The 23,742-nt window shown below is 69.8% G+C and carries 30 protein-coding genes and 1 tRNA gene; 21 read left to right on the top strand and 10 right to left on the bottom strand.

The genetic code is table 11. The features are described from left to right. Positions 1–24 precede the first annotated feature (24 nt). Complete coding sequence (locus SH922_RS01720) at positions 25–318, bottom strand: hypothetical protein (RefSeq protein WP_393053751.1); 294 nt, start codon at positions 316–318, stop codon at positions 25–27. 243 nt (positions 319–561) lie between these two features. Here SH922_RS01720 and rpmG point away from each other — a divergent pair, with 243 nt between their 5' ends. Together rpmG and SH922_RS01710 are read left to right on the top strand one after the other, a co-directional pair. Continuing rightward, the gene (gene rpmG, locus SH922_RS01715; protein ID WP_326734205.1) at positions 562–726 is read left to right on the top strand and encodes a 50S ribosomal protein L33; all 165 of its coding nucleotides are present in this window, start codon (positions 562–564) and stop codon (positions 724–726) included. Between the two features lie 68 nt (positions 727–794). Next, the gene (locus SH922_RS01710) at positions 795–1,058 is read left to right on the top strand and encodes a type B 50S ribosomal protein L31 (protein WP_393053748.1); all 264 of its coding nucleotides are present in this window, start codon (positions 795–797) and stop codon (positions 1,056–1,058) included. A 178-nt stretch (positions 1,059–1,236) separates the two neighbouring features. On the opposite strand, the gene SH922_RS01705 is transcribed toward SH922_RS01710, so the two are convergent. The 3 genes from SH922_RS01705 to SH922_RS01695 form a co-directional block, all read right to left on the bottom strand. After that, positions 1,237–1,926, bottom strand: a complete 690-nt coding sequence (locus SH922_RS01705; RefSeq protein WP_393053745.1) for a DUF1275 family protein — start codon at positions 1,924–1,926, stop codon at positions 1,237–1,239. A gap of 133 nt (positions 1,927–2,059) precedes the next feature. Beyond that, complete coding sequence (locus SH922_RS01700; protein ID WP_393053743.1) at positions 2,060–3,433, bottom strand: cryptochrome/photolyase family protein; 1,374 nt, start codon at positions 3,431–3,433, stop codon at positions 2,060–2,062. A gap of 57 nt (positions 3,434–3,490) precedes the next feature. Continuing rightward, a complete protein-coding gene (locus SH922_RS01695; protein ID WP_393053741.1) occupies positions 3,491–5,020 on the bottom strand; it encodes an SDR family oxidoreductase in 1,530 nt (509 codons plus the stop codon). A gap of 150 nt (positions 5,021–5,170) precedes the next feature. Between SH922_RS01695 and SH922_RS01690 the strand changes: the two genes are divergently transcribed. The 8 genes from SH922_RS01690 (at position 5,171) to SH922_RS01655 (ending at position 10,808) form a co-directional block, all read left to right on the top strand. Continuing rightward, on the top strand, positions 5,171–5,836 hold the full coding sequence (locus tag SH922_RS01690; protein ID WP_393053738.1) for a VanZ family protein: 666 nt from the start codon (positions 5,171–5,173) through the stop codon (positions 5,834–5,836). Positions 5,837–5,988: 152 nt separating this feature from the next. Further along, positions 5,989–6,771, top strand: coding sequence for a DUF4389 domain-containing protein (locus SH922_RS01685; RefSeq protein WP_393053735.1), 783 nt, complete (start codon positions 5,989–5,991; stop codon positions 6,769–6,771). 41 nt (positions 6,772–6,812) lie between these two features. Then, positions 6,813–7,328: a DinB family protein gene (locus SH922_RS01680; RefSeq protein WP_362545841.1), complete on the top strand. Its 516-nt coding sequence runs from the start codon at positions 6,813–6,815 to the stop codon at positions 7,326–7,328. 114 nt (positions 7,329–7,442) lie between these two features. After that, a complete protein-coding gene (locus SH922_RS01675) occupies positions 7,443–8,162 on the top strand; it encodes a DUF4230 domain-containing protein (protein WP_393053733.1) in 720 nt (239 codons plus the stop codon). Positions 8,163–8,410: 248 nt separating this feature from the next. Then, positions 8,411–8,926, top strand: a complete 516-nt coding sequence (locus SH922_RS01670) for a lytic polysaccharide monooxygenase auxiliary activity family 9 protein (protein WP_393053730.1) — start codon at positions 8,411–8,413, stop codon at positions 8,924–8,926. 163 nt (positions 8,927–9,089) lie between these two features. Next, positions 9,090–9,602: a GNAT family N-acetyltransferase gene (locus SH922_RS01665; RefSeq protein WP_393053727.1), complete on the top strand. Its 513-nt coding sequence runs from the start codon at positions 9,090–9,092 to the stop codon at positions 9,600–9,602. 170 nt (positions 9,603–9,772) lie between these two features. Further along, positions 9,773–10,219, top strand: coding sequence for a nitroreductase family deazaflavin-dependent oxidoreductase (locus tag SH922_RS01660; RefSeq protein WP_393053724.1), 447 nt, complete (start codon positions 9,773–9,775; stop codon positions 10,217–10,219). 190 nt (positions 10,220–10,409) lie between these two features. Then, positions 10,410–10,808 carry a DUF6221 family protein gene (locus tag SH922_RS01655; RefSeq protein ID WP_393053721.1) on the top strand — a complete coding sequence of 133 codons (399 nt, stop codon included), beginning with the start codon at positions 10,410–10,412 and terminating at the stop codon, positions 10,806–10,808. A 115-nt stretch (positions 10,809–10,923) separates the two neighbouring features. Here the strand turns inward: SH922_RS01655 and SH922_RS01650 are convergent, their stop codons facing one another. Next, positions 10,924–11,112 carry a DUF6381 family protein gene (locus tag SH922_RS01650; protein ID WP_219566791.1) on the bottom strand — a complete coding sequence of 63 codons (189 nt, stop codon included), beginning with the start codon at positions 11,110–11,112 and terminating at the stop codon, positions 10,924–10,926. Positions 11,113–11,283: 171 nt separating this feature from the next. On the opposite strand from SH922_RS01650, the gene SH922_RS01645 reads away from it, so the two are divergent. The 6 genes from SH922_RS01645 to SH922_RS01620 all read left to right on the top strand — a co-directional run bounded on the left by SH922_RS01645 (position 11,284) and on the right by SH922_RS01620 (position 14,813). Then, positions 11,284–11,402: transfer RNA gene (locus SH922_RS01645), tRNA-OTHER, on the top strand. A 100-nt stretch (positions 11,403–11,502) separates the two neighbouring features. Beyond that, positions 11,503–12,396 carry a class A beta-lactamase gene (gene bla, locus SH922_RS01640; RefSeq protein WP_393063439.1) on the top strand — a complete coding sequence of 298 codons (894 nt, stop codon included), beginning with the start codon at positions 11,503–11,505 and terminating at the stop codon, positions 12,394–12,396. An 84-nt stretch (positions 12,397–12,480) separates the two neighbouring features. Then, the gene (locus SH922_RS01635; RefSeq protein ID WP_393053718.1) at positions 12,481–12,954 is read left to right on the top strand and encodes a carboxymuconolactone decarboxylase family protein; all 474 of its coding nucleotides are present in this window, start codon (positions 12,481–12,483) and stop codon (positions 12,952–12,954) included. A 165-nt stretch (positions 12,955–13,119) separates the two neighbouring features. Beyond that, complete coding sequence (locus SH922_RS01630) at positions 13,120–13,719, top strand: hypothetical protein (protein WP_393053716.1); 600 nt, start codon at positions 13,120–13,122, stop codon at positions 13,717–13,719. 228 nt (positions 13,720–13,947) lie between these two features. Then, positions 13,948–14,262, top strand: coding sequence for an NIPSNAP family protein (locus tag SH922_RS01625; protein WP_393053713.1), 315 nt, complete (start codon positions 13,948–13,950; stop codon positions 14,260–14,262). Continuing rightward, a complete protein-coding gene (locus SH922_RS01620; RefSeq protein WP_393053710.1) occupies positions 14,259–14,813 on the top strand; it encodes an MOSC domain-containing protein in 555 nt (184 codons plus the stop codon). Before SH922_RS01625 ends, SH922_RS01620 begins: the two co-directional genes overlap by 4 nt. Before the next feature lie 90 nt (positions 14,814–14,903). On the opposite strand, the gene def is transcribed toward SH922_RS01620, so the two are convergent. After that, positions 14,904–15,563, bottom strand: coding sequence for a peptide deformylase (def, locus tag SH922_RS01615; RefSeq protein WP_393053707.1), 660 nt, complete (start codon positions 15,561–15,563; stop codon positions 14,904–14,906). Positions 15,564–15,671: 108 nt separating this feature from the next. Here def and SH922_RS01610 point away from each other — a divergent pair, with 108 nt between their 5' ends. Beyond that, positions 15,672–16,232 (top strand): helix-turn-helix domain-containing protein, encoded by a 561-nt coding sequence (locus tag SH922_RS01610; RefSeq protein WP_393053705.1) that lies wholly within the window; start codon positions 15,672–15,674, stop codon positions 16,230–16,232. Positions 16,233–16,312: 80 nt separating this feature from the next. Here SH922_RS01610 and SH922_RS01605 read toward each other — a convergent pair whose 3' ends face one another. Further along, entirely contained in the window at positions 16,313–16,741 is a 429-nt protein-coding gene (locus SH922_RS01605; RefSeq protein WP_393053702.1) for a pyridoxamine 5'-phosphate oxidase family protein, read from the bottom strand. A gap of 152 nt (positions 16,742–16,893) precedes the next feature. On the opposite strand from SH922_RS01605, the gene SH922_RS01600 reads away from it, so the two are divergent. Continuing rightward, on the top strand, positions 16,894–17,235 hold the full coding sequence (locus SH922_RS01600) for a DUF5713 family protein (RefSeq protein ID WP_393053700.1): 342 nt from the start codon (positions 16,894–16,896) through the stop codon (positions 17,233–17,235). Between the two features lie 105 nt (positions 17,236–17,340). Here SH922_RS01600 and SH922_RS01595 read toward each other — a convergent pair whose 3' ends face one another. Next, positions 17,341–17,718, bottom strand: coding sequence for a MerR family transcriptional regulator (locus SH922_RS01595; RefSeq protein WP_393063438.1), 378 nt, complete (start codon positions 17,716–17,718; stop codon positions 17,341–17,343). A gap of 52 nt (positions 17,719–17,770) precedes the next feature. Here SH922_RS01595 and SH922_RS01590 point away from each other — a divergent pair, with 52 nt between their 5' ends. Continuing rightward, the gene (locus SH922_RS01590) at positions 17,771–18,964 is read left to right on the top strand and encodes an alkene reductase (protein WP_393053697.1); all 1,194 of its coding nucleotides are present in this window, start codon (positions 17,771–17,773) and stop codon (positions 18,962–18,964) included. A gap of 24 nt (positions 18,965–18,988) precedes the next feature. Here the strand turns inward: SH922_RS01590 and SH922_RS01585 are convergent, their stop codons facing one another. Continuing rightward, positions 18,989–19,903: a LysR family transcriptional regulator gene (locus SH922_RS01585; RefSeq protein WP_393053694.1), complete on the bottom strand. Its 915-nt coding sequence runs from the start codon at positions 19,901–19,903 to the stop codon at positions 18,989–18,991. Positions 19,904–20,171: 268 nt separating this feature from the next. Between SH922_RS01585 and SH922_RS01580 the strand changes: the two genes are divergently transcribed. Together SH922_RS01580 and SH922_RS01575 are read left to right on the top strand one after the other, a co-directional pair. Further along, positions 20,172–21,272, top strand: coding sequence for a M20 family metallopeptidase (locus tag SH922_RS01580; RefSeq protein WP_393063437.1), 1,101 nt, complete (start codon positions 20,172–20,174; stop codon positions 21,270–21,272). Positions 21,273–21,330: 58 nt separating this feature from the next. Continuing rightward, the gene (locus SH922_RS01575) at positions 21,331–21,828 is read left to right on the top strand and encodes a hypothetical protein (protein ID WP_393053691.1); all 498 of its coding nucleotides are present in this window, start codon (positions 21,331–21,333) and stop codon (positions 21,826–21,828) included. A 48-nt stretch (positions 21,829–21,876) separates the two neighbouring features. Here SH922_RS01575 and SH922_RS01570 read toward each other — a convergent pair whose 3' ends face one another. After that, positions 21,877–23,529 carry a penicillin-binding transpeptidase domain-containing protein gene (locus SH922_RS01570; protein ID WP_393053688.1) on the bottom strand — a complete coding sequence of 551 codons (1,653 nt, stop codon included), beginning with the start codon at positions 23,527–23,529 and terminating at the stop codon, positions 21,877–21,879. Positions 23,530–23,742: the final 213 nt, after the last annotated feature.

Below are 23,742 nucleotides of genomic sequence, written 5' to 3'. Positions count from 1 at the left end.
CGGGGGCCGTGGTGGCCCGCGGTGTCAGCAGAGTGCGATGCGGCCGTACGAGCCCATCTTCCACTTCCACTCGAGGGTCTCGCCGGGGGAGGTGGTCCAGCACGACCTGTCGGGGCCGTTGTTGATCACCAGTTGGATGTGCATGTTCCGGCCGCAGTTGTTCGTCGTCCAGGCGGTCTTGTTCTGCTTGATGACGTCGCGTGCCACGCAGGCGGGTGCGGTGTCCCCGGCGGCGACCGCCGGGCCGGCCGCCGTCATCGAACAGGCGGCGATCATCGCGGTGGCCGCAAGGGTGGTCAGGGTGTTCTTCAGGCGCATGGCTCACGTTCCTCGGGAAGTCGGCTGCAATGCCGGGCTCAGCGATCAACGAGCGCAGCGTCTCCGCGTGACGGTTCGCCGGAGCGTGTGCGGTTCGTTCGGGTGAAGCGCTTGGGCGGCCGGTGAGGGGGTGTCCGGGGGGCCGGGAATGGCCGCGGGTGTGCTCGCGTTACACGACCAGAACGAAAACGAATCCCGTTCCCATCAAGGGTTCGGGATCGGTACAGGAGTCCGGAGGTGCCCATGGCCCGCAGTGAGGCCCGTCCCGTCGTCACCCTCCGCTCGACCGCCGGAACCGGTCAGAGCTATGTGACGCGCAAGAGCCGTCGCAACAACCCCGACCGTCTGGTCCTGCGCAAGTACGACCCCGCGGCCGGGCAGCACGTTCTGTTCCGCGAGGAACGCTGACCGCAGCCCCGGCCACCGCCGGGGGGCCCGCGTCGTCCGTCCGCTCTCGCACCAGGGAAGGAATGCCCATGAAGTCCCGTATCCACCCCGTCTCCCGTCCGGTGGTCTTCCGTGACCGCGCTGCGGGGGCGGCCTTCCTCACCCGTTCCACCGCGGATTCCGATCGGCGGGTGACGTGGGAGGACGGCCGGAGCTATCCCGTCATCGACGTCGAGACCTCGTCGGCGAGCCACCCGTTCTACACGGGGACCCGGCAGGTGCTGGACACGGCCGGCCGGATCGAACAGTTCCACCGCCGTTACGGCACCGAGGCGCCCGCAGCCGGGGCGTGACGCCGCGTCCCCGGGTCGGCGGTCCGTGCCCTGGATCACAGTCCGGGGTGCGGATTCCCGGGAACAAGGCTGGATGATTTATCGTTCACCTATATGTGGATGACGCGCTGAGCGCCCACACGAGAGCCGCCCCGGCTGGATTCCCCCGATCCGGCCGGGGCTTCCCCTTGTCCGTGGCCTACGACCGGGCCATTGCCGGGACGGCCCGCCGTCCGGCGGCTTCGACGAACAGCGCGGCGGCCGCCAGACCCGCAGCGGTCACGGCGCCCGACGCAGGCCACAGGCGCACCGTCAGCGCTGCAAGTGCCGCGCCCGCCACGACGGCGAGCAGCCGGCCGGCGACCCAGACGTCATCGCGGCGCCACGATGCCCGGGCCAGCCGTGCGACGAGAGACGTCAGCGTTCCGGTGAAGTAGTTCGTGGGGGTGGCCCGGACACGGCCCTGAATCCCCATCGCGAGCCCCATGACGACCAGCAACCCCAGCCGGTCCGCGTCCGACGTGATCAGGCCGCACGCCCACAGCACGGCGCCGGCAGCGAGCAGCACCACCTCGAACGACAGCATGACGGGCAGCCGCCACCACATTCGCTCGCCGGCCACCGCGCCCCAGGCCACCCCGCATCCGTACGAGACCAGCGCCGTGACCACACGCAGCGCGACCCCCTCCTCGCCGGCCCCCGCTGCTGCGGCGCCCAGCAGCACCAGATTGCCCGTCATCACACCGGCGAAGACCTGGCCGACACAGATGAAGACGAAGGCGTCCGCCGCCCCGGAGGCCGCCGACAGCAGCAGGAGCGCCGTATGAGCACGGGAACCGTCCGTGGTGTCGCGGCCGGCCGGTTCGGTGGATGCGGTGGGAGTCGGCACGTCAGCATCCTCGTCGCCGCCCGGCCGGCAGGGCGGCGTTGCCCCCGGCGCGGCGCGGCGGACGCGGCGCCTGGGCATTCCCTGGGGGTGCGCGCCGCGTTCACCGGATTCGGCTCCGGCGCGCGTGTGGTGCTCAGTCCAGGCCTCGTGCCCGCCGGAAGCGGGACAGCCCGTCGGCCAGTTCCACCACCGGCCGGGGATAGTCCGGTCGGTCGCCCCCCGCCCCTCGGAGCTTCCACGGCTCGTGCACGGCGGACCCGGACACCGCCGCCAGTTCCGGCACCCAGCGGCGGACGTAGCTGCCGTCCGGGTCGTATCGCTTGCCCTGGGTCACGGGGTTGAGCACCCGGTTGGGGCGGCTGTCCGTACCGGTCCCGGCCATCCACTGCCAGTTCAGCTGGTTGTCGGCGACGTCGCCGTCGACCAGCAGGTCCAGGAAGTGCCGGGCGCCGATGCGCCAGTCCACGTACAGCGTCTTGGTCAGGAAGCCCGCGGTGAGCAGCCGTCCACGGTTGTGCATCCAGCCCTCGTGGCGCAGCTGGCGCATCGCCGCGTCGACCACGGGGTAGCCGGTGCGCCCCCGTCGCCAGGCCTCGATGTCGTCGGCGGCGTCCGCCTCGGACCGCCAGTGGTCGTGCCGGGTGCGGTAGTCCTGCCGGGACGCGTCCGGCCGGGCCGCGAGGACCTGGTGATGGAACTCGCGCCAGCACAGCTGCCGGACGAAGGCCTCGGCCCCGGGCCCCTTGGCGGTGCGGGCCCGGTGGACGAGTTCGACGGGGGACAGGGTGCCGAAGTGCAGATGCGGTGAGAGCCGGGACGTGCCGTCGCCGGACAGATCGTCGTGACGTTCCTCGTACGCAGCGAGCCCGCGGCGGAGCCATGCGGCGAGCCGGGTACGGCCCTGCTGCTCCCCGCCCTCTGCCAGCCCCTCCGACACACCGGTCACCTCGCCGCGGGCCGGTACCGCCTCGGACTCCGGACCGTCCGGGACCCGCACGGCACGTGGTGCGGCGAAGGCGTCCCGCACCCGTTCCGCGGACCAGCGCCTGAAGTACGGCGTGAACACGGCGAAGTGGTCCGATGCCGCCGGCGTCACGGCACCGGGCACGACCGCGGTGATCACGCCGTCATGGACGTGCAGCCGTTGGCCGCCGGACTCGAGCGCCGCCCGCAGCCGCTCCTCACGGCGGCGGGCGTAGGCACTGACACCGGCCGCGAGGTGGACGTCCGCCGCGCCGGTCTCGGCGACGATCCGGCCCACCTCCTCGACGACATCGCCCGAACGGACCACCAGCCGGCCGCCCCGCTCACGCAGCCCGGCGTCGAGATCCCGCAGACAGTCGGCGAGGAAGGCCAAGCGGTTCGGGGCGCCGAACCCGGCCGCCTCGATCGCGCTGTCACGGACGAACAGGGGCACGACCTCGTCCGACGAAGCGAGCGCCGCCCGCAGCGGCGGATGGTCGTGCAGCCGGAGATCGGCAGTGAACAGGACGACCGCTACGGTCATGGCGCAACTCCTGGGGAGGCCGGGGACCTGTCATGCTGCCGTCCGCGGGCGGACCGGTCAGGGCGACACCGTGGCACTCGCCGGTTCGGGTGACTTTGCGGCTGCTGCCGAACGGGCGATGTTGCGGGCCATCCCGCCGAACACGATCGAGTGGAAGGGCCGCACGCTCCACCAGTACGCGTGGCCGAACAGCCCGCGCGGATGGAACAGCGCGCGCTGGCGGTAGCGCGAGCGGCCCCGGCCGTCGGACTCCGCGTACATCTCCAGCCAGGCCAGGCCCGGCAGCCGCATCTCGGCGCGCAGCCGCAGCAGCCGCCCCGGCTCGATCTCCTCGACCCGCCAGAAGTCCAGCGAATCGCCCACACGCAGCCGGTCGGTGTCCCGCCGTCCACGCCGCAGTCCCACGCCTCCCACCAGTCGGTCGAGCCACCCGCGCACCGCCCAGGCGAGCGGGAACGAATACCAGCCGTGATCGCCGCCGATCCCCTCGACGACCCGCCACAGAGCCTCCGGGGACGCGTCGACGTCGAGTCCGCGCACATCCGTGTACAGGCTGCCGCCGGCCCAGTGGGGGTCGGTGGGCAGTGGGTCGCTGGGCACCCCGGGCACCGATGCGGAGGACCACCGGGTGGTGACCCGTGCCTCCCGGACCCGTTGCAGTGCCAGCCGCAGCGCCTTGTCGAGGCCGAACGGCTGCCCGGGTCCGTCGGGGACGTACTGGGCGATGTCGTGTTCCCGGCACACCACCTCGTACCGCAGCGACTCGGCGAGCGGGCGCGCGATCGACCTCGGCACGGGTGTGACCAGTCCGATCCAGTGGCTGGACAGCCGTGGGGTCAGCATCGGAACGGGCAGGATGAGCCGGTGCGGAAGGTCCGCGACCTCCGCGTACTGCTGCATCATGACCCGGTAGGTGACGATGTCGGGCCCGCCGATGTCGAAGGTGCGGCTCACCTCCCGCTCCATCCGGGCACTGCCCACCAGATAGCGCAGCACGTCCCGTACGGCGATCGGCTGGATCCGCGTGGACACCCAGCTCGGCGTCACCATGACGGGCAGTCGCTCCGTGAGATAGCGCAGCATCTCGAAGGAGGCCGACCCGGATCCGATGATGACCGCGGCCCGCAGAGCGGTGGTCGGGACGCCGGAGGCCAGCAGGATCCTGCCGACCTCCGCCCGCGACCGCAGGTGTGGTGACAGCTCCTGTTCGGGGACGTCGGAAGGAGTGAGGCCGCCGAGGTAGACGATCCGGCCGACCCCCGCCGCGTGTGCCTGCTCGCCGAAGACCGTGGCGGCCCTGCGGTCCGTCTCCTCGAAGCCGCCGCCGGCCGTCAGGGCGTGCACCAGGTAATAGGCCACGTCGATGCCCTGCATCGCCGGGGCCAGCGACTTGGCGTCCGTGACGTCGCCGCGGACGACCTCCACCTCACGGGCCCACGGGTAGTCCCGCAGTTTCTCCGGGCTGCGGGCCAGGCAGCGCACCCGGTACCCCGCCGCAAGAAGTTCCGGGACCAGCCGCCCACCGATGTAGCCGGTGGCGCCGGTGACCAGGCAGTGCGGAGGCTGATCCCCGCGGTCGCTCGTCATGAGACCTCCGCATCGGTTCGTCCTGCCGGGTGCACCGGGCCGTCGGCGCACCCGACCGCTCCGACCAGTCTGGTCTCGGTTCCCGCACGCCGCACCATGTGGGTGCGGCGCCCCAGGTGTGGCACGGCCGGTCGGGGGCACCTGTCGCCCATGAACGTGGAGGCTGGAAGAAGCGCGCGCAACGCAACGCCCAAAAGGGCATGGGGCCGGATTTTCCTGCAGGTCACCATCCTGGTACTTGCCTTCCTGGCCATGGTCGGATTCTCCGTCGTGCTGGCGAGGGTGACGCTCACGCCGTCGCCCGCCTCGGAGGATCTCGTCACGTCGAACCTGCACCCGGGGCGCTCGCTCCGGCAGTACGCCGAGGACTACACCTTCCTGGCCGCCTGTAAACAGGCCGGCGGCAACCTCGTGCTGGGCATGCCGTTCGGCGTTCTGCTGCCGATTCTCGTGCCACGGCGGCTGCGCATGGTCCGCATGGTCCTGCTGACCGTCCTGGTCATCGTCGTGGTCGAACTGGTGCAGGGAGCGCTGGTCACGGGGCGGGCCTTCGACATCGACGACGTCATTCTCAACACGACGGGTGCGCTGCTCGGCTATCTGTTGCTGGGGCGGCGTCTGAGTCACCGTTACCACGTGCTCGCGGCCGAACCCGGGCGCGAGACCACTCGCGAGACCACTGAGGCGCGGACCAGGCGGCCGAAGGCCGTCCGCCCCCGGACCAAGAAGCGGGCCGGGCGGGCGGCCACGCCCTGGACTCGGGTCCGGCAGGGAGTACGGGCGGGCCTCACCCGCAAACGCGTCCGCAAGGGCTGATGGGGAACCGGGGCCGGCGAGGGGAGAGCCGACCGGCCCCGGCGGGCACCCGATCGGCCCGTGGCCGATTGCAGGCGGCCCCCGGTGGTCCCAGCGTGGGGTGACGCCGCATGTGCAGCAGGCGCACGGATCACCCGCCGAAGGGGAGCGATATGGCCGACGCCCAGTGGAGCCCGGGGCGAAGGGCAGGAGACGCGGACGAATTCCTGCCCGTGCTGGACATCATCGAGCCCCCGCGCCAGCGCCGGCTCACCGTTCTGTTCCGTCTCCTCCTGCTGATTCCGCACTTCATCGTGCTGTTCTTCCTGGAGATCGCGGCCTTCTTCACCGTGGTGTTCGGCTGGTTCGCCGCACTCGTCCTGGGACGGTTGCCCGAACCCGTCTTCCGCTTCCTCGCCGAGGTTCTCGCCTACCGTACGAGGGTCTCCGCAAGCAGCATGCTCCTCGTCGACCGGTATCCGCCGTTCACGCTGGTCCAGCCGCCGGACTATCCGGTCAGGATCGAGGTCCGTCCGACACAGCTCAACCGGCTGGCCGTCTTCTTCCGCTTGATCCTGGTGATTCCCGCTGCGGTCGTGCAGAGTCTCGCCACGTACGGCTGGTGGGCCGTGGCGATCGTGTGGTGGCTGATCACGCTGATCCTGGGCCGCATGCCCCGCCCCCTCTTCGAAGCCACCGCGGCCACGCTGCGCTACGAGATGCGCGTGTCCGCCTATGTGACGATGCTCAGCCCCGCCTACCCCAAGGGCTTCTTCGGCGAGGACGCCCTGTCCGTACCGGAACAGCAGGGGCGCTCCGCGACCCGGCCCCTGGTCATGAGTACCGCCGGCAAGGCGCTGCTGGTCCTGTTCCTGGTCGTCGGGCTCATCGGCAGCATCACGACGTCCGTGACCCGCTCGTCGTCGGACGACACCGACTATCACATGCAGGCGTAAAGGACTCGTGCGAACCACCTGCCGACCGGCATGATCGTCCGATGACATGGACAGCACCTGAAGCCACACGTACCGAAGGTTCGCTCGTCGCCGCAGAGCGGGAGATGCTCACCGGATACCTCGGATGGTTCCGCGGCACCCTTCTCCAGAAGTGCGCCGGCCTGACCGGCGAGCAGCTCGCCGAGCGGACCACGCCACCGTCGAACCTCTCGCTCCTCGGACTCGTCCGCCACATGGCCAAGGTCGAACGCACCTGGTTCCGGCAGCGGTTCGCCGGTCAGGACCTCGCCCCGATGTACGACCCGCAGAAGGGCAAGGACGCGGACTTCGAGGACCTCGATCCGGCCCTGGCCGCCGAGGACTACGCCCGCCTGGTCGAGGAGTGCCGCCTGGCGGACGAGATCGTCGCCGGTGCGTCGTTCGACGACACGTTCGTCCACAACGGCGAGGTCTTCTCGCTGCGGCTCGTGCACGTCCACATGATCGGCGAGTACGCGCGTCACATCGGCCACGCCGATCTGGTGCGCGAGCGGCTGGACGGAGTCACCGGGGACTGAGGGAGGCCCGCGAACGCCGACGGTCCGGCCGAGGCGTCTGCGCCGAGGTACGGCAGCCGGCGCAATCGTGCCGGCCGGCGGTGTGAATCCCCCGGACCGGGTCACACGGAGAGCATGAAGTCCACCGGTACACCCACGGACCTGTCCCACCGGCCCGACGACGCCGGAGCCACCGGCCGCGTCCGGGACCGCCGCCCACACCGATGGGGGAGAGCGGTGGCCGTCTGCGCGGCCGCTCTCGTCCTGCTGCTCCTCGGTACCCGTCTCAGTCTGCTCCCGGGACTCTCCGACCTCTTCGGTGAGCAGACCCGGGACCGCTCGGGTCCCGCCGTGCTCAAGTCGATCCAGGACATGAGCAGGTACGAGGCTGCAGCGGGCAACTTCCAGGTCGTCGTCGACCTGGAGAAGGACGCGAAGTTCCTCCCGGACGCGATCCGCGGCTCCCGCACGCTGTACGTCGGCGCCGGTACGGTCGGGGCCTCCGTGGACCTGGGCAAGGCGGTGAGCAGCGGGGTCGTCGTCAACGACGACCGTACCGAGGCTGACATACGGCTGCCGCACGCCGTCCTGGGCAGGGCGGCACTCGACCCGAGCCACTCCTACGCGGTGTCCAAACAGCGTGGCCTCCTCGACCGGATCGGGGACTTCTTCTCCGACAACCCGGGCAGCGAGCAGGCGGTCAACGAACTGGCAGCCCGGCACATCGGCGAAGCGGCGAAGGAGAGCGGGCTGACGCAGCGCGCCGAGAAGAACACCACCGCGATGCTTCAGGGCCTGCTCGGCTCACTCGGCTTCGAGAGGGTCACGGTCAAGTACGGTGACGCGCACCCGTAGCCGTCCCGAGCGGCTTCTCGCGCCGAACTCCCTTTCGCTGCGGCACTCTTGACGGTCACGCTCCGATGGGCATGGTCTAGGCCAAGTGCAGGGCCGGCGTCGGACGCCCGCAATCTCGGGGTGTGTCCGGCCACGAATCCTGCCGTGCCCTTCGCGCCTCTTGGCCCCACACCTGAGAGGCCGGCCTGCCGCTTCCGGGCTCCCCACAGTCCGCCCGCGTGCAGCGACGCCTCATGTGAAGGAGAACCATGCACGCGAAAAGGAAGACCGCAGCAGCCATCGGTGCCTTACTCGCACCGGTGCTCGCCCTGAGCCTGCCGGCAAGCTCGGCCGACGCCCACGGTTACATCTCGTCACCCCCCAGCAGGCAGGCCCAGTGTGCCGCCGGGACCGTCAGCTGCGGCGACATCAAGTACGAGCCCCAGAGCGTGGAGGGCCCCAAGGGTCTGACCAGCTGCAGTGGCGGCAACAGCAGGTTCGCCGAACTCGACGACGACTCCAAGGGCTGGCAGGTCACCCCGGTGAGCCGGAGCACCTCCTTCCAGTGGGTGCTGACCGCCCGTCACTCCACCAGCACCTGGCAGTACTTCGCAGGCGGGCAGAAGATCGCCGAGTTCAACGACAACGGCGCCCAGCCCGGCGCGACCGTCACCCACCAAGTGGACTTCGGCAGCCACACCGGCAGGCAGAAGGTCCTCGCGGTGTGGAACATCGCCGACACGTCCAACGCCTTCTACGCGTGCATCGACGTCGACGTCAGCTGACCGCACGCACCACCCGTCGCGCCGGCCACCGGTAGCCGGCCGCTGTTCGTCATACGTACACCCGTACGAACGGGGGCCCCCGCCATTGCCTAGGGTGGGGGCTCCGGCGCGGCGCCGCTCCGCGGCCCGTGAACCGGAGTGCGCGACGGACGGAGGACGGATCATGGCTGACCAATGGGTGAGGCTCGAACTCGACCTGACCACATTCGATACCGAACGGTTCGAGCGGTACGTGGCCAGGTGCCGTGACGAAGGCATCCACCTGACCACGCTCGCCGAGCTGGGCGACAGCCCGGAGCACCGGCGTGCGTTGTACGAACTCAACAAGGAGTGCTCGGCCGACATCCCGGAACGGGGCGAGTTCTTCTCGTACGAGGAATTCTGTACGCGCCGGTTCGACACGCCTTCGTACGACCCGCGTGGCGTCGTGATCGCACTGGACGGCGACGACTGGATCGGCATGGCGGCCACGTCCCGCCACGCGGACTTCCTCTTCAATGAGATGACCGGGGTGAGGGCGTCCTACCGGGGCCGGGGCGTCTCCATCGCGATGAAGACGCTCGGCATGCGATTCGCCGTGACGTGCGGTGTGCGCAGGATCCGTACCTTCCACCATCCGGCGAACGCCGGCGCCATCGGCATGAACCGGACCATGGGCTACGCCGACACCGAGTGACCCGAAACGGGCCGGCCGCACGAAGCAGGGGGCGTCGCGACCGTTTCGCCCGCCGAGCACGACACGTCGGCCGTACCGGGATTTTTCGGTGGCCGGTGCTGTTGAAGTCATGATGAGGGTCCGCGGCCGACAAGTTGCTGCGGACGGACGTCGACGACGGGACAGCTGCCATGCCGCTTCACGGCGAGTACGAGCCGAGCCCCACCCCTTGGGTTCGTGACCAGGTCGAGCAGTACGAGAGTTCGGGCGGGACGGAAGGGACGACCATGCGGGACATGCCGGTGATCGTCCTGACGACACTGGGGGCCAGGAGCGGGAAGATCCGAAAGACGCCCCTGATGCGGGTCGAGCACAACGGCTCGTACGCGGTGGTCGCCTCACTGGGCGGGGCTCCGAAGCACCCGGTCTGGTACCACAACCTCACCGCCGACCCGCGCGCCGAGCTGCAGGACGGCCCGGTGCGCCGGGACATGACCGCCCGTGAGGTGACCGGGGACGAGAAGGCCCTCTGGTGGGAGCGCGCCGTCGAGGCGTATCCGGACTACGCCGACTACCAGAAGAAGACCGACCGGCAGATCCCGGTCCTCGTCCTGGAGCCCGTGGACGGCGGTCACTGAGCAACACGGACACGTGCGGACGGGCCGGAGGCGACCGGGTACGGGTGTGGTCGGTCCGTCAGGCTGCGCGGCGCCGGCCGGGACGTCACGGTCTCGGGCCGGCCGTTGCGCACGAGTGCGGACAGCGCGACGGGATACTCTCCAGCACGGCTCCTGAGGCGTGGGGCCGAGCGGAAGGATGCACAACCAGATGACAGACAACTCCGAGCTGGTCGCGTTCGTCCGGGCGCGCCTCGACGAGGAAGAAGGGGTCGCACGCGCGGCCGGCGGCGAAGGGTGGCGGTGCCCGGCCGAGGTACCCGGCGAGATCCACGACCGGACCGGTGCCATCGCGTTCACCCTGAGGACGCACGGATACGACCACCACATCGCTCTGCAGGATCCCGCGCGAACCCTCCAGCGCATCGAGACCAGCCGGGTGCTCCTGGACGAGTACGCGGAGGTCGCCGCCCTGGACGTCGACCGCCCCCAGCGGGACTTCCCCTCGGGCCGGGCCTTCGGCCTGGGGTTCGTGGTCCGGCAGATGGCCGCGGAACACGCGGGGCACCCCGGCTACCAGGTGAAGTGGCTGCCCCGGTTCACGCAGTAGGACCACCGTTCCGGGGGAGGGTCAACCTCCCCCGGACCCCGGCCACCCGCACGGACGGGCCGGCTGCCCCTCCTGCCACGACTAGGGGCCACCTTCCGGCGGGCACCGTGGCCGGTCAGAGCGGGTTCGTGCCGCCTTCACCCTTGGTGGAGACCTGATCGCTCCGCTCCTGCAGTCGGCGCGCCTTGTCCTCGAGACGCCGGCGCTCCTGCGGATCGGAGACACGCTCGGCTGCTTCCTTCATTTCCTGCGCCTTGGCCCGGATACGTTCCGCGCGGCCGCCGGTTTCATCCGCAACACTCATGATCACTCCTGGGTCTCGGGGGAGAGCCGACCACACCAGCGAATCAGCGCGTCCCCACACCTGCATCTCGAACGGTCACCCGCCGCTACAGAACGCGCGGAAATCCGTCGTGTCCCCGTCTCGCGGTTGCCTATGCTCTGCGGGTCGGGACCGCGCGGTCCCGTAGGTTGCGAGGCCGTGGCAGAGCGGCCCATTGCGATCGTCGTGGGGGAGGTCCCCCTCACGACGACTGACGGGGTGCGGGCGGACCTGCCCCTGCCTGTCCGCGGGTTCGAATCCCGTCGGCCTCGCAACCGTGCCACCGCACCGGGACCGCCGGAAGCGGGCACAGCCGGGAGAAGAGGGAAAGCGGACCCATGCAGTACGTACGCGCGGCGTCTCGCCGCAGCTCTGTTCGCGTTGTCATGCCTCGCTCCGGTGGCTGCCTGCGGTGATGCCGCCACACCGTCCCGTCCGCCGGAGCGAGCGCCGTCCCGGGCCGTGTCCCCCGGCACCGGACCGACGCCGTCGGCGGATCAGTGGCGCAAGCTCGAGCGCAGGTTCGATGCCAGGGTCGGTGTCCATGCCGTCGACACCGGCACGGGACGCGAGGTCACGTACAACGACGGGGAGCGCTTCGCCTACGCCTCGTCCTTCAAGGCGCTGGCTGTCGGTGCCGTGCTGCGCACGCACACGGCGAAGGAGAGGGAGATGACGATCCGCTTCTCCCGCGAGGACCTCGTGAGCCACTCACCGAGGACCGAGCAGCGCACCGGTTCGGGCATGAGTCTGAACGAGCTCTGCCAGGCGGCCATCCGCCTCAGCGACAACACCGCTGCCAACCTGCTGGTCGACCGGCTCGGCGGGCCCGAGGGCCTTGAGGCCGAGCTCCGCGAGCTGGGTGACGACGAGACGCAAGTGGACCGCAAGGAGCCGTACCTGAACGACTGGGTGCCGGGGGAGACGCGTGACACCAGCACACCGCGGGCCCTCGCCACCGGGCTTCGTGCGTACGTCCTCGGTGACGCCCTCGGCAAGGGCGAGCGCGCCTTGCTCACGCAGTGGCTGAGGAACGGCACCACCGGAGCGGGCATCAGGGCGGGTGTGCCCGAAGGCTGGCTGGTCGGGGACAAGTCCGGGGCCGGTGGTACGTACGGCACCCGCAACGACATCGCCGTGCTGTGGCGGCCGCGTGCGGCGCCGATCGTGGTGGCGATCATGTCGAATCGCCTGGACGAGGACGCCTCGTACGATGACGCGCTGATCGCCGAGGCGGCATCGATCGTGGCCGACGCGATGTCGTAGACATCAGCACTTCAGATTCTGTCACGTCGTGCCGATCTGCTCCGTCAGAGAGTCCATTCATCCACGACGGCACAGGAGCGCACCATGGATGCTCGCTTGAACCTCTTCGGCAACGCGGTCGGGGGCAAGTTCCTGAGGTACATCAACTCCGCAGGCAAGGTGGTCGCGGACTCGACGCTGCCGGCCGCCACCCAGGAGCTGGTGAAGATCCGCGCAAGCCAGATCAACGGCTGCGGCTTCTGCACCGACATGCACACCAAGGACGCGACGCACGCCGGGGAGACCGCGATCCGCCTCAACATGGTCGCGGCCTGGCGGGAGGCGACGGTGTTCACCGATGCCGAGCGCGCCGCGCTGGAGCTGGCTGAGCAGGGCACCCGCATCGCGGACGCGGCCGGAGGCGTCTCGGACGAGGCATGGGCGAACGCCGCCCGGTACTACGACGAGGACCAGCTTGCCGCGCTGGTGGTCCTCATCGGCCTCATCAATACGTACAACCGAGTGAACGTCATCGTCCGGCAGCCCGCCGGTGACTACCAGCCCGGCCAGTTCGGATAGCCCGGACGGCCACGAGTGCCCGGCCCGAAACCGTCTGCCGTGGACCCTGGTGCGACCCGGGCCGCCCCCTCTGGCAGGATCGTGCGCCTGAACCGATAGCCCGGTCGGGGGAGTCGTATGTCCCCGCCGGGTGCACGAAGTTGTTGAACGGGGAACGAGGAAGCTATGCGTACGTGGACTCGAGCGGTACCTGCGGCGATGGGCGCTCTGGCGCTGGCCGTGGTGCTGAGCGGCTGCAACGGCACGGATTCGGCCAAGGGCAGGAAGGGGCTGGGGTCCGGCTCCGAGGCGTCGGACAGCGAGAAGGTCTACAGCCTGGGTGAGGCCAGCCCGCCGCAGAAGAGCACCATGAAGGAGTCGAAGGACAGCACGTACACGGTCACGCCCACGAAGGTGGAGACGGGGACGAAGGCCGACCTGGACAAGTCCGGCCTGGACACGGACAAGGACAAGAGTCCCAGGGTCCCGGTGTACGTGTGGGCGACCGTCACGCACAAGAGTGGCAAGGCCATGGAAGTCGGCGACATGGACGACGACCTGGTCGTGGAGACGGACAAGGGCCAGCGCACGAGGGCCCTCATCGTCATCATGGGCGAGGCCAAATGGCCCAACTGCCCGGCGCCCGACTCGGTCAAGAAGCTGAGCGCGGGGCAGTCGGAGAAGATCTGCAAGGCCTTCCTGATCCCCGAGGGCCAGAAGGCCGCCGCGGTCCAGCTGAGCCAGGGCTTCACCGCCGAGCCGCTGGAATGGCCGGTCAAGAGCTGACGGCCGGCCGGGCCCATCGCGGCCCGCGCCCGTGACCCGAGCACGGACGGAGCGCACGTACCCGAGGAGAGGGGACGTGCGCTCCTCCGCGTTCAGGCGGTCGCGCCCGCAGCAGGACGCGTCAGGCGGCGGTGCGGTTGCCCGTGGTCTGACTTACGGCTGAACCGTGGCATGGTCCACAGCATCCACCCGTCCGCAATGTGCGTCCGCTGAGGCATCATGTCGTCGGTGATCACCATTCATCTGAAGTACGAGATCGACCCCGACCGCATCGAGGACTTCGAGGAGTACGGCCGGCGATGGGTCGTACTCGTCAACCGGTTCGGCGGCACCCACCACGGCTACTTCCTGCCCAGTGAGGGTGACAGCGACATCGCCTACGCGCTCTTCTCGTTCCCCGGTTTCGCGGAGTACGAGCGCTACCGGGCCGACAGCACCACCGACCCCGAGTGCCAGGCCGCATTCGAGCTGGCGCGCCGCACGCGATGCATCCGACGGTACGAACGCCGCTTCCTGCGTCCCCTCGACGTGAGTGAGAAGTGAGCACCACCACGGCGCGCGTGACCGCTGTGAGCAGTAACGGGACGTACTCGTTCAGCAAGCCGAACCGGGCGGGCATCACACTGCTCGCCGGTCTCGGCGTCGAGGACGATGTCCACGCCGGGGAGACCATCAAGCACCAGTTCCGCATGACCTACGAACCGGAGCTGCTCAATCTGCGCCAGGTGCACCTCATGCACGAGGAGCTCTTCGACGAGCTCGCCGGAAAGGGTTACGCTGTTGCCCCGGGTGAGCTCGGCGAGAACATCTCCACCCGGGGGATCGACCTGCTCGGCCTGCCCACAGGAACGCTGCTGAACCTGGGTGAGCAAGCGATCGTGGAAGTCACAGGGCTGCGCAACCCGTGCTCGAAGATCAACACGTTTCGGCCGGGCCTGCTGAACGAGATGTTCGAGATCGACCTCGCGACCGGGGACTTCACTTTCAAGTCCGGGATCATGGGCGTGGTCCGGCAGGGAGGCCGGGTGCGTCCCGGTGACGCGATCGGCGTGGATCTGCCCGCAGGCCCGCACCGACCGCTGGAGCGCGTCTAGGGGCTGTCCCGCCAGGAACTGCGGGACAGCCCTTCGGGCCAAAAGGCCCTAGGGGGTGCGGGTGGGCGGACCGGCTCTGCGAGGACGGCGCTACTTGCCCAGCTTCTCGGCGACGGCAGCCCGCCGGGCGAACATCTCGTCCTTGGACGCCGCCATCTCACGCAGGGCCGCCTTTCGGTCCCGCTGGGCCAGCCGGTCCAGATACAGCTGACCGCGAAGGTGGTCGGTCTCGTGCTGAAGACATCGCGCGAAGTACCCGCGGCCCTCGATCACCAGCGGTGCGCCGTTCCTGTCCCGGCCTCGCACGACGGCACGGTCGAGGCGGGGCACCATCCGGTAGGGACCCGGAACGGACAGACACCCTTCGGATTCCTCGACCAGGCGGCGCTCCCCGGCCGGAACCTCCACCAGGACCGGGTTGGCGATGTGCCCGACATGACGTACTCCCCACTCGTCCGTGATGTCCCACACGAACAACTGGAGATCCACGTCGACCTGGTTGGCCGCAAGTCCCGCGCCTTCCGCCACCTGGTTCGTGGCGAACATGTCGTCGATCAGCTGCGACAACTCCGGCGTGCCGAACCGGGTGACCTCCAGACACCGGCGCCGAAGGATCTCCTCCCCGACGACGGTGATGCGGCGCACCGCACCCCGTTCGACCTCCGGCGCGAGCCGCGGATAGGAATCCACCGGTACTCCCAGCACACGCACCCGGCGGTCCTGCGCAGTGTTGTCGAGCCGAACCGTCATGGAGCACCAACGCCTTCCGCACATGCCTCGGACGGCCGGAGCCGTTGGCCGCGGCCGGCCCGCGCAGCAGCTTGACCGAATGCTTTGCAAAGTAGCACCCTTTGCAAAATGAGCGACGAGAACCGCCAACTTCCCTGCGTGGACCCCTTGCTGCACCGCGCCCGTCGGCAACTCCCCGATCATCCCGTGCGCGTTGCCCTCCTGGACCTGCTTGCCGAGGTCGGCACGGTCACCTCCACCCAGGCCGCCGCCCGTCTCGGTCACAGCTCCGGTCTGTGCTCCTTCCATCTGCGCCAGCTCGCCCGGCACGGCCTCATCGAGGAAGTGCCGCACAGCGGTGGCCGGGCGCGGCCGTGGCGGCTTCGCTGGACGGCTGCCGAGGTGCCGGACGGGCTGGACACGGACGCGGCGGGAGAGTTCGCCGGGCCGGCACGCGGACTGGAGGACGAGAGCTATCAGTACTGGCTGGACCACCGGGAGCAGGCGCCGGGCGAGTGGCAGCACGACGAGTCGTTCAGCGCCGTCGTCCACCTCACCCCGGAGGAGATGGCCGAACTCGGCGCCTCGATCCGCCGCCTGCTGGCCGAATACCGCGACCGGGACGGGCGGCCCGCCGGCACGGTGGCCGTGGCCGCGGTCACCCGCCTGTTCCCGCTCCTCGGCCGATGAGGCGCCCGCCGGCCCGAGCGTGCGGACCGAATGGCCGGGACGATCGGCGGACGGGGGTGCGCTATGCCCTACCGGTCGTCTCAGGCACCGCCCAGATCGGCGCTGAGCCAGTGCTGGGGCCGCATGTGGATGACCACCTGCTCACCGTGTTCCCGCCAGGCGAAGTCGACGTAGCCGTCGACCTTCTCCGGGGGGAGATAGCGTGACGAGATCTCCACCAGCAGCTCGCGAGTGGCTGCACGGGTCGCGATGACCGGGCCTTCGACGGAGACGTATCGAACGGTCGGCCTGACCCGTTCGACCATCATGGAGAACCGCCCCGCCGCGGCGATCGAGGTCCCCTTGCGGGAGTGTCGCCCCGTCATGATCCACAGATCGCCGCCCGGTTCGTACGAGTACCAGATCGGCACGACGAGGGGGGCGCGGCCCTCCTCCGCAGCGGCCACGGCCAGTGCGGCCACATGCGGCTCGGACAGGAACTGCTCGCGCTCTTCACGGGTCAATGGCATGGATGACTCCTGGGGTTCGCTGTCAGGGATTCCAGGTGTCGCATTATGCAACGTTCGCCCTGCTTGCTGCCGGTGGCCCGCGTGTGACACCCGTTGTCAGTGGCGCGGTGGAGAATCGCCTCATCGGCTCTTCGGAGGAGTGGGGATTCATCATGTCGATCGCAAACCAGCAGGTGAAGGCGTACGCGTTTCTGCAAGGGCTGTACGAGGACGCGTACTTCCCGGATCACGTCGTGGACATGGGCAGAAGGATCTTCCTGGGTCTGTGCGAGCGGATAGAGGCGGAGCGGCCTTCGGACCTGACGGCGCTGTACGCGCTCACGGAGGTGGCGACGGAGGCGTTCAACGAGCTGGAGGCCGAGTTCGAGGCGGCGGGAAGCGAGATCGAGACCGTCGCGCGCGAGGAGATATCCGAGGACTTCTGGTTCGTGGCCAAGGCCTATGGGTTCGATGACGCCGATACGGAGGAACTCGTCGCCGCCCGTGAGTGGTGAGCTTCTGCCTGGCGCTGCCGGCGCCGGAAGGACCGAGCGGAAGACGTGGGCGCACCGGGGTCGCGAGTCCCCGCGGCCCCGGCGCGCGCCGGTCCGCACTCCGGTCTACGCAGGCTCCGCGGGAGCGCGGCCTGCTGCCGTGTCGATGACCTCGTCCAGGACGTCGCGGGAGCGGAGCAGGTCGGTGATCATGCGGTCGATGCGGTCCCGCTCCGTGGTGAGCTCGGAGACCAGTGCCGGGGTGGCGCGCAGTGACGGCCCGCCGTCCTCGTCACGCATGCAGGGCAGAATCCGTGCGATCTTCGAGCTGTGGAGACCGGCCGCGTAGAGCTCCTGGATGCGGATGACCCGGTCGACGGCTCTCTCTGGATAGTCACGGTGACCGCCTGGTGTCCGGTCTGCCGCCAGCAGCCCCTGTTCCTCGTAGTAGCGCAACGAACGCTCGCCGACACCGGTGCGAGCCGCCAGTTCACCGATTCGCATGTCCACCCCACGACTTGAATCTGACATCAATGTCAGGTTCTACGGTACCGGCATGACGCACACACAGCAGGTACCCGCCGTATCCCGTCTCTTCGAGTCCGCCCGCCTCGGTGGCCTCGGACTCGCCAACCGTCTGGTCATGGCACCGCTGACACGTAACCGCGCAGGGGTCGACGGTGTCCCGGGCGAGCTGATGGCCACCCACTACGCAGAACGCGCCTCGGCCGGTCTGATCGTCGCCGAGGCCACGACCCCCAACGCCGACGGGCAGACCTACCCCCATATCCCGGGCATCCACAGTCCCGCGCAGATCGCCGGATGGCGCCGGGTCACCGAAGCGGTACGTGCGACTTCCGGCAGGAGCCCGATGTTCCTCCAGCTGCAGCACGGCGGCAGGGTGGGGCACCCCGACACCAGCGGTCGGATCCCGCTGGCACCGTCCGCCGTGCGCTTCCCGGAGACGCTGCCGACACCGCGTGGGCTCCAGGACGCCGTCGTGCCCCGTGAGATGTCCTCGCAGGACATCAGCTCCACCATCGCCGACTTCGCCGCTGCCGCCCGCAACGCCGTCGAGGCAGGCTTCGATGGTGTGGAGGTGCACTCGGCCAACGGCCACCTGCTGCACCAGTTCCTGGCCGAGAACACCAACCGCCGGACCGACGAGTGGGGCGGCCCGGCAGCGAACCGGATCCGTTTCACCGTCGAGGTGGTGCGGGCCGTCGCGGAGGCCATCGGCCCGGAACGGGTCGGCGTACGCATCTCGCCCGGAGCAGATGTCAACAGCGTCGAAGAGGGCGACACCGAGGCCATCTACACGGCGCTCCTGCCCGCCCTCGCGCGCATCGCCCCGGTCTATCTGCATCTGGTCAGGGCCGATCCGGACCAGCCTCTGTTCGCGGAGATCCGCAATGCCTGGCCGGGCACGCTGATCGCCAACCCGGCGCTGTCACGCGAGGAGGCAGCGGCCGACGGCGGCATGAGGAGGGGGGAGCGACTGCTGGCCGAGGGCGCCGACCTGATCGCGCTGGGCCGCGGCTTCCTCGCCAACCCCGACCTCGTGGAGAGACTGCGCACAGGCGCACCGCTCAACGAGATCCGCCCGGAGTTCCTGATGCACGTACACGGGGAGGAGGGGTACAACGACTATCCCGCACTCGGACGCGCGGGGCGCGCCGGCGACCGTCAGCCCTCTGAGGACGGCGGCGCATCGGTTCCGAGCACTTCCCCCGTGGGGGCCGGGCGATGATGTCGCCGGCGCGGACCTCGCCGGTCAGCTGCACATGCCGGGCACCAGGCTCTGGGGGCCGGCCGCGGTACGCAGCAGATCGCGCAGTTCCAGGGCGGCCGGGAGCGGGGCGGTGGGCAGCGCGACGTGCACGGTCCGGCGCAGATCCGGGTCGGTGAGCCGGCACAGGACCAGTGTGCCGGGGACGGCCCGGGCGGCCAGCGAGGGGACGAGCGCCACCCCCAGTCCCGCGGCGACGTAGCCGAACTTGCCGGTCCATTCCGCGATGCGAATGACCTTCCTGGGGGTGAAGCCCGCGCGGGCGCAGGCGTCCGCGAGCATCGTCGGGCGGTCGCCGTAAGCGCTCTGAAGCCAGGCCTCGTCGCGCAGTTCACGCAGGTCGAACGTACCGGCTTCGGCCAGCCGGTGGCCCTGGGGGAGTACGACGCACAACTCGTCCTCGCACAGCACCGTCGTGGTGACGCCGTCGGCCTGCGGCAGGCCGGACGGGTAGTCGCTGACGACGGCCAGGTCGAGGGCGCCGTCCATGAGCCGCCGCATGAGCAGGTCGGTCGGGCCCTCGGATGCCGCGACCTCGACGCCGGGCCGGGTGTCGCTGAGCGACCGCAGGGCGCCGGGTACCAGGGAGATGTTGGCCGTGGCGAACGCGCCGACGTGCAGCAGCCCGCCCTGCCCTGCGTGGAGCACGGCCAGTTCGCGCTCCGCCCTGGCCAGCCGGTCCAGCACCTCGATGGCGTGCCGGTGCAGCGCGCGGCCGGCGGGATTGAGTCGTACGCCCCTGGGCAGCCGGTCGAACAAGGGGCCGCCCGCCTGCTTTTCCAGCGCGGCGATCCGCCGGGACACCCCGGACTGCGTGTAGTTGAGCCGGATCGCCGCCTGCGTGAACGAACCGCACTTCGCCACGGCCACAAGCAGCCGAAGCGCATCGTTCTCGAACACCCGCTCACCACCTTCCGGTTGTCGATGACCTCGCCCGCCATTCTCGCCCCTCCCATCCCTGGTGCGCATGGCTTCCATACGATCCAGTCGCTGGTGGTATGCCGGGCTCCGCCCTAACGTCGTTCGCACGGCGGTGTTGCAGCACGGATACGCGTTCCGCCACTTCATCCATGGACCAAGAAGCCCAAGGGGGACGTGTGTTGTCACCAAGGCAAGCGATGACGAGGCGGACCCGGTGACGGGGGAGGGGGTCCTCTCCCTGCCGGCGATGCTGACCGATCTGGAGGAGCTCGTCCGGTGCGAGTCCTTCTCGTCCGACATGGTGGCGGTGGCGCGGAGCGCGAAGGTGGTCGGAGCTCTCGGGGCAAGACTGCTGGGGGTCGCGCCGGACCGGATCGTGATCGGGGGAGTGAGCCACCTGAGGTGGTGCTTCGGCACCCCGAAGGTTCTGCTGGTCGGACATCACGACACGGTGTGGCCCATGGGCTCGATCCGCAGGATCCCCTGGTCGGTGGCGCATGGCAGGGCGTGGGGGCCCGGGGTTCTCGACATGAAGGCTGGGCTGGTGCAGATGTTCCACGCGCTGGCGTCCCTCTCCTCGCCGGAAGGGGTGTGCGTGATCGTCAACGGGGACGAGGAGGTGGGCTCCACGACCTCCCGGCAGCTGATCGAGCAGTCCACCGCCGGGTGTGCCGCCGCGTTCGTGCTGGAGGCGTCGGCCGACGACGGGGGCGCGCTCAAGACCGCACGCAAGGGCACGTCCCGCTACGAGATCGTGGTGCACGGCAAGGCCGCACACGCGGGCCAGGAACCCGAGAAGGGGGTCAACGCCACCATCGAGGCTGCTCACCAGGTGCTGTCCGTCGCCGGCCTGGGAGCCTCGGCTGCCGCGGCCGTGGACGGCGGCCCCCTGGGCGCGGCAACCATCACGCCCACCCTCCTGTCGGCGGGAAGCGCACGCAACACCGTCCCCGCACTCGCGCGGCTGACGGTCGACGTAAGGGCGCCCAGCGCGGCGGCGCAGGAGACGATTGACGCGCTGGTACGAGGGATGACACCCCGGATCCCCGGCGCGCGACTGGAAGTGCGGGGCGGCCGACAGCGGCCGCCCATGGGCCCGGAGTCCTCCGCCGCCCTGTTCGCCCTGGCGACCCGGATCGCCGCCGAACTGGGGCAGGAACCGCTGAGGGGGGTGTCCGTCGGAGGTGCATCCGATGCCAACTACACCGCGGCGATGGGCTGTCCGACGCTGGACGGCCTCGGGGCCGTGGGCGCCGGAGCGCACGCCGACTCCGAGTATGTCGATGTCACCCGGATGGTTCCCCGCGCCCGGCTGCTCGCCGAACTCATCGCGCGGACGAGGCGATGACGTGCTCCTCCGTACCGGGCAAGTGGACCGTGACACATCCTCCAAGGAGACGATTCGGATGAGACCGGCCGTGAACGGATTCGGATTGGGCGAGGCGTGCGGCGACTACGCCGTCGCGGGAGTGGGTGGCGCGCTCATGCAGACGGGACGGCGGATACTCATGACGCTGTGCCTGGTGCTGCTCGTCCTCCTGGTCGTCAAGCAGCCCACGGCTGCGTTGACCAAGGGCGTTGTCGTCACCGGGATCGCGCTCGTCGCGTGGGGGCTCACCCGCGCATGGGGCCTCGTGTCCGCCAGGCTGGGGCTCCGCAGGTGCTACCTGTTCCCGGGCGGCCTGGTTGTCACCGGCCTGTTCGGCCGGCCGCGAGGAGTCGTGGCATGGAGCGAAGTGACGGCGCTCAACGTGATGGTCACGGTGTCGCTCCTCATGGCCTTCCACCGGTTCGAGGTCGACAGACGAGGGGCCGGACGCCTGGCGTTCCTGGTCATGGGCGTGCAACCGGCCCTGGTCGAACCTCTGTTGAGCCGGGCGGCAGCGAACGGCGTGGGGCGCTGACCCGGTCTCGACCGCGGTCACGCGCCCCGTCCGGGCACCGTAGTCGGCTCAGCGGGCCAGGTTGCGAAGGAACCGTGCCGCGACCGGGCCCGCGTCGGCGCCGCCGGACCCCCCGTCCTCCAGGAGGACGGCCCATGCGAGGTCGGAGTCGCCCTGGTAACCGATCATCCAGGCGTGGGTGCGGGGCGGCTTCCCGGTTCCGAACTCAGCCGTTCCGGTCTTCGCGTGGGGGCTGCCGGGGAGCTCCCGCAACGCATGGGCGGAACCCGAGGTCACCGTGGCGCGCATCAGCTCGCGGAGCTGACCGGTGACCTCGGCACCGAGCGCAGCCGGCGCGGTGAACTTCTTCTTGACCGCGTCAGGGACCAGCACCGGCTGGCTGAACGTGCCGTTCTTGACGGTGGCCGCGATCGACGCCATGACCAGCGGAGACGCCTGGACACGTGCCTGACCGATGGTGGCGGCGGCCTTGTCGTTGTCGCTCGTCGTGGCAGGGACACTGCCGTCGTACGTGGTCGTGCCGACGTCCCAGCTGCCCCCGATCCCGAACGCCTGGGCCGCATCCCGCAGATCGGTGCTGGAGAGCCGGCTGCGTGCGTTGACGAAGTATGTGTTGCAGGACTGGGCGAAGACATCGGTGAAGGTCGAGCCGGCAGGGAGGGAGAACTGCCCCTGGTTCTCGAAGCGCTGACCGTCGACGTGCGCGAACTTCGGGCAGGCCGCGGCATCCGTGGGCCGGGTGCCGCCCTTCAGCAGAGCCGCTGTGGTGACGACCTTGAAAGTGGAGCCGGGCGGGTAGCGTCCTTCGAGAGCGCGATTGAGACCACCGGGCCGGTTGACGGCGGCGAGGATGTGACCATTGCGCGGGTTGATGGCGACGATCGCCGCGTTGTCCTTGACCTCGGCCACGGCATCGGCTGCCGCTGTCTGGATGCGCGGGTCGATGGTGGTACGTACCGGACGTCCTTCGGCCGGCCCGGCTGAGCCGAGGTTCTTGACCGCACGCCCGCTCTGCCGGTCCGCGACGACGAGGGACTTGCCGGCTTTCCTGCCACCGGACAGCACCTTGTCGTACCGGGCTTCGAGCCCCGACGTGCCCTTGCCGCTGACCGGGTCGACGATGCCTACGAGTGACGCGGCCTGAAGCGGCCGGCCCCGGCTGTCGAGCACCTTGGCCCGGGTGTCGTCCGTCTTGAGCGCTAGTGTCTGCCCCGGGCTCAGTTCCGGGTGGATCATCGGCGAGGTGAATTCGACCTTCCACGTCCCGGACGTGCGGTTCACCTCGGCCCGGGAGCGCCAGGTGATCTCGCCCGCACCAGGAACCTCCATGGCCACGGAGAAGGGGAAGAGCACTTTCCCGTCCTCCTTCTTCTGGCCGTCGCCGCTCACAAGGGTGGTCCTGGAAGGCTTGAGGTTGGTCAGTACCGACGTGAGGAGCGACGCGGCGTTGTCGGGTGTGTCGGTATGGCGCGCGGCCCCTGTCGCGTCGTGCCCCGCCCATGCTGCGAGGAATGCCGTCAAGGGCTTCCGGGCGGCTGTCACCTGCGGATCGTCTTCCTCCGCGCCGCCGCCCCCGAGACTGAAGACGGCGTACCCGCCGCCGGCCAGCAGGAGAAGGGCCGTGAAGATGCCGAGCAGCCGCCTTCCGCGGCGTCGCGGCCCGTATCCCGGGTGAGTGTTCCGGCTGCCGGCACGCGTCAAGGTGCTCTCCGTTCTGGGTCCGGCCTGATCGGCCTGCCGGAGACGACCCCCGGCGTCCACGGGGGCGCAGCCGTGCGGGCAGGCCTTCGACTGCCCCCGAGGGCAACCCCCGCCGGGAGTCAAACTCGTTGCCCGACCGCATGTCGAATACGCTCTCGGCATCAAGGGGATTCGTAAGTCATATCGCTGCATGTCAGGGGGCACGGTGCTGAC

This window comes from Streptomyces sp. LN549 (genome assembly GCF_043203805.1).
Lineage (GTDB): Bacteria > Actinomycetota > Actinomycetes > Streptomycetales > Streptomycetaceae > Streptomyces.
The sequence above is the reverse complement of the archived record's forward strand: the minus strand, read 5'-3'. Positions and strand labels throughout refer to the sequence as shown.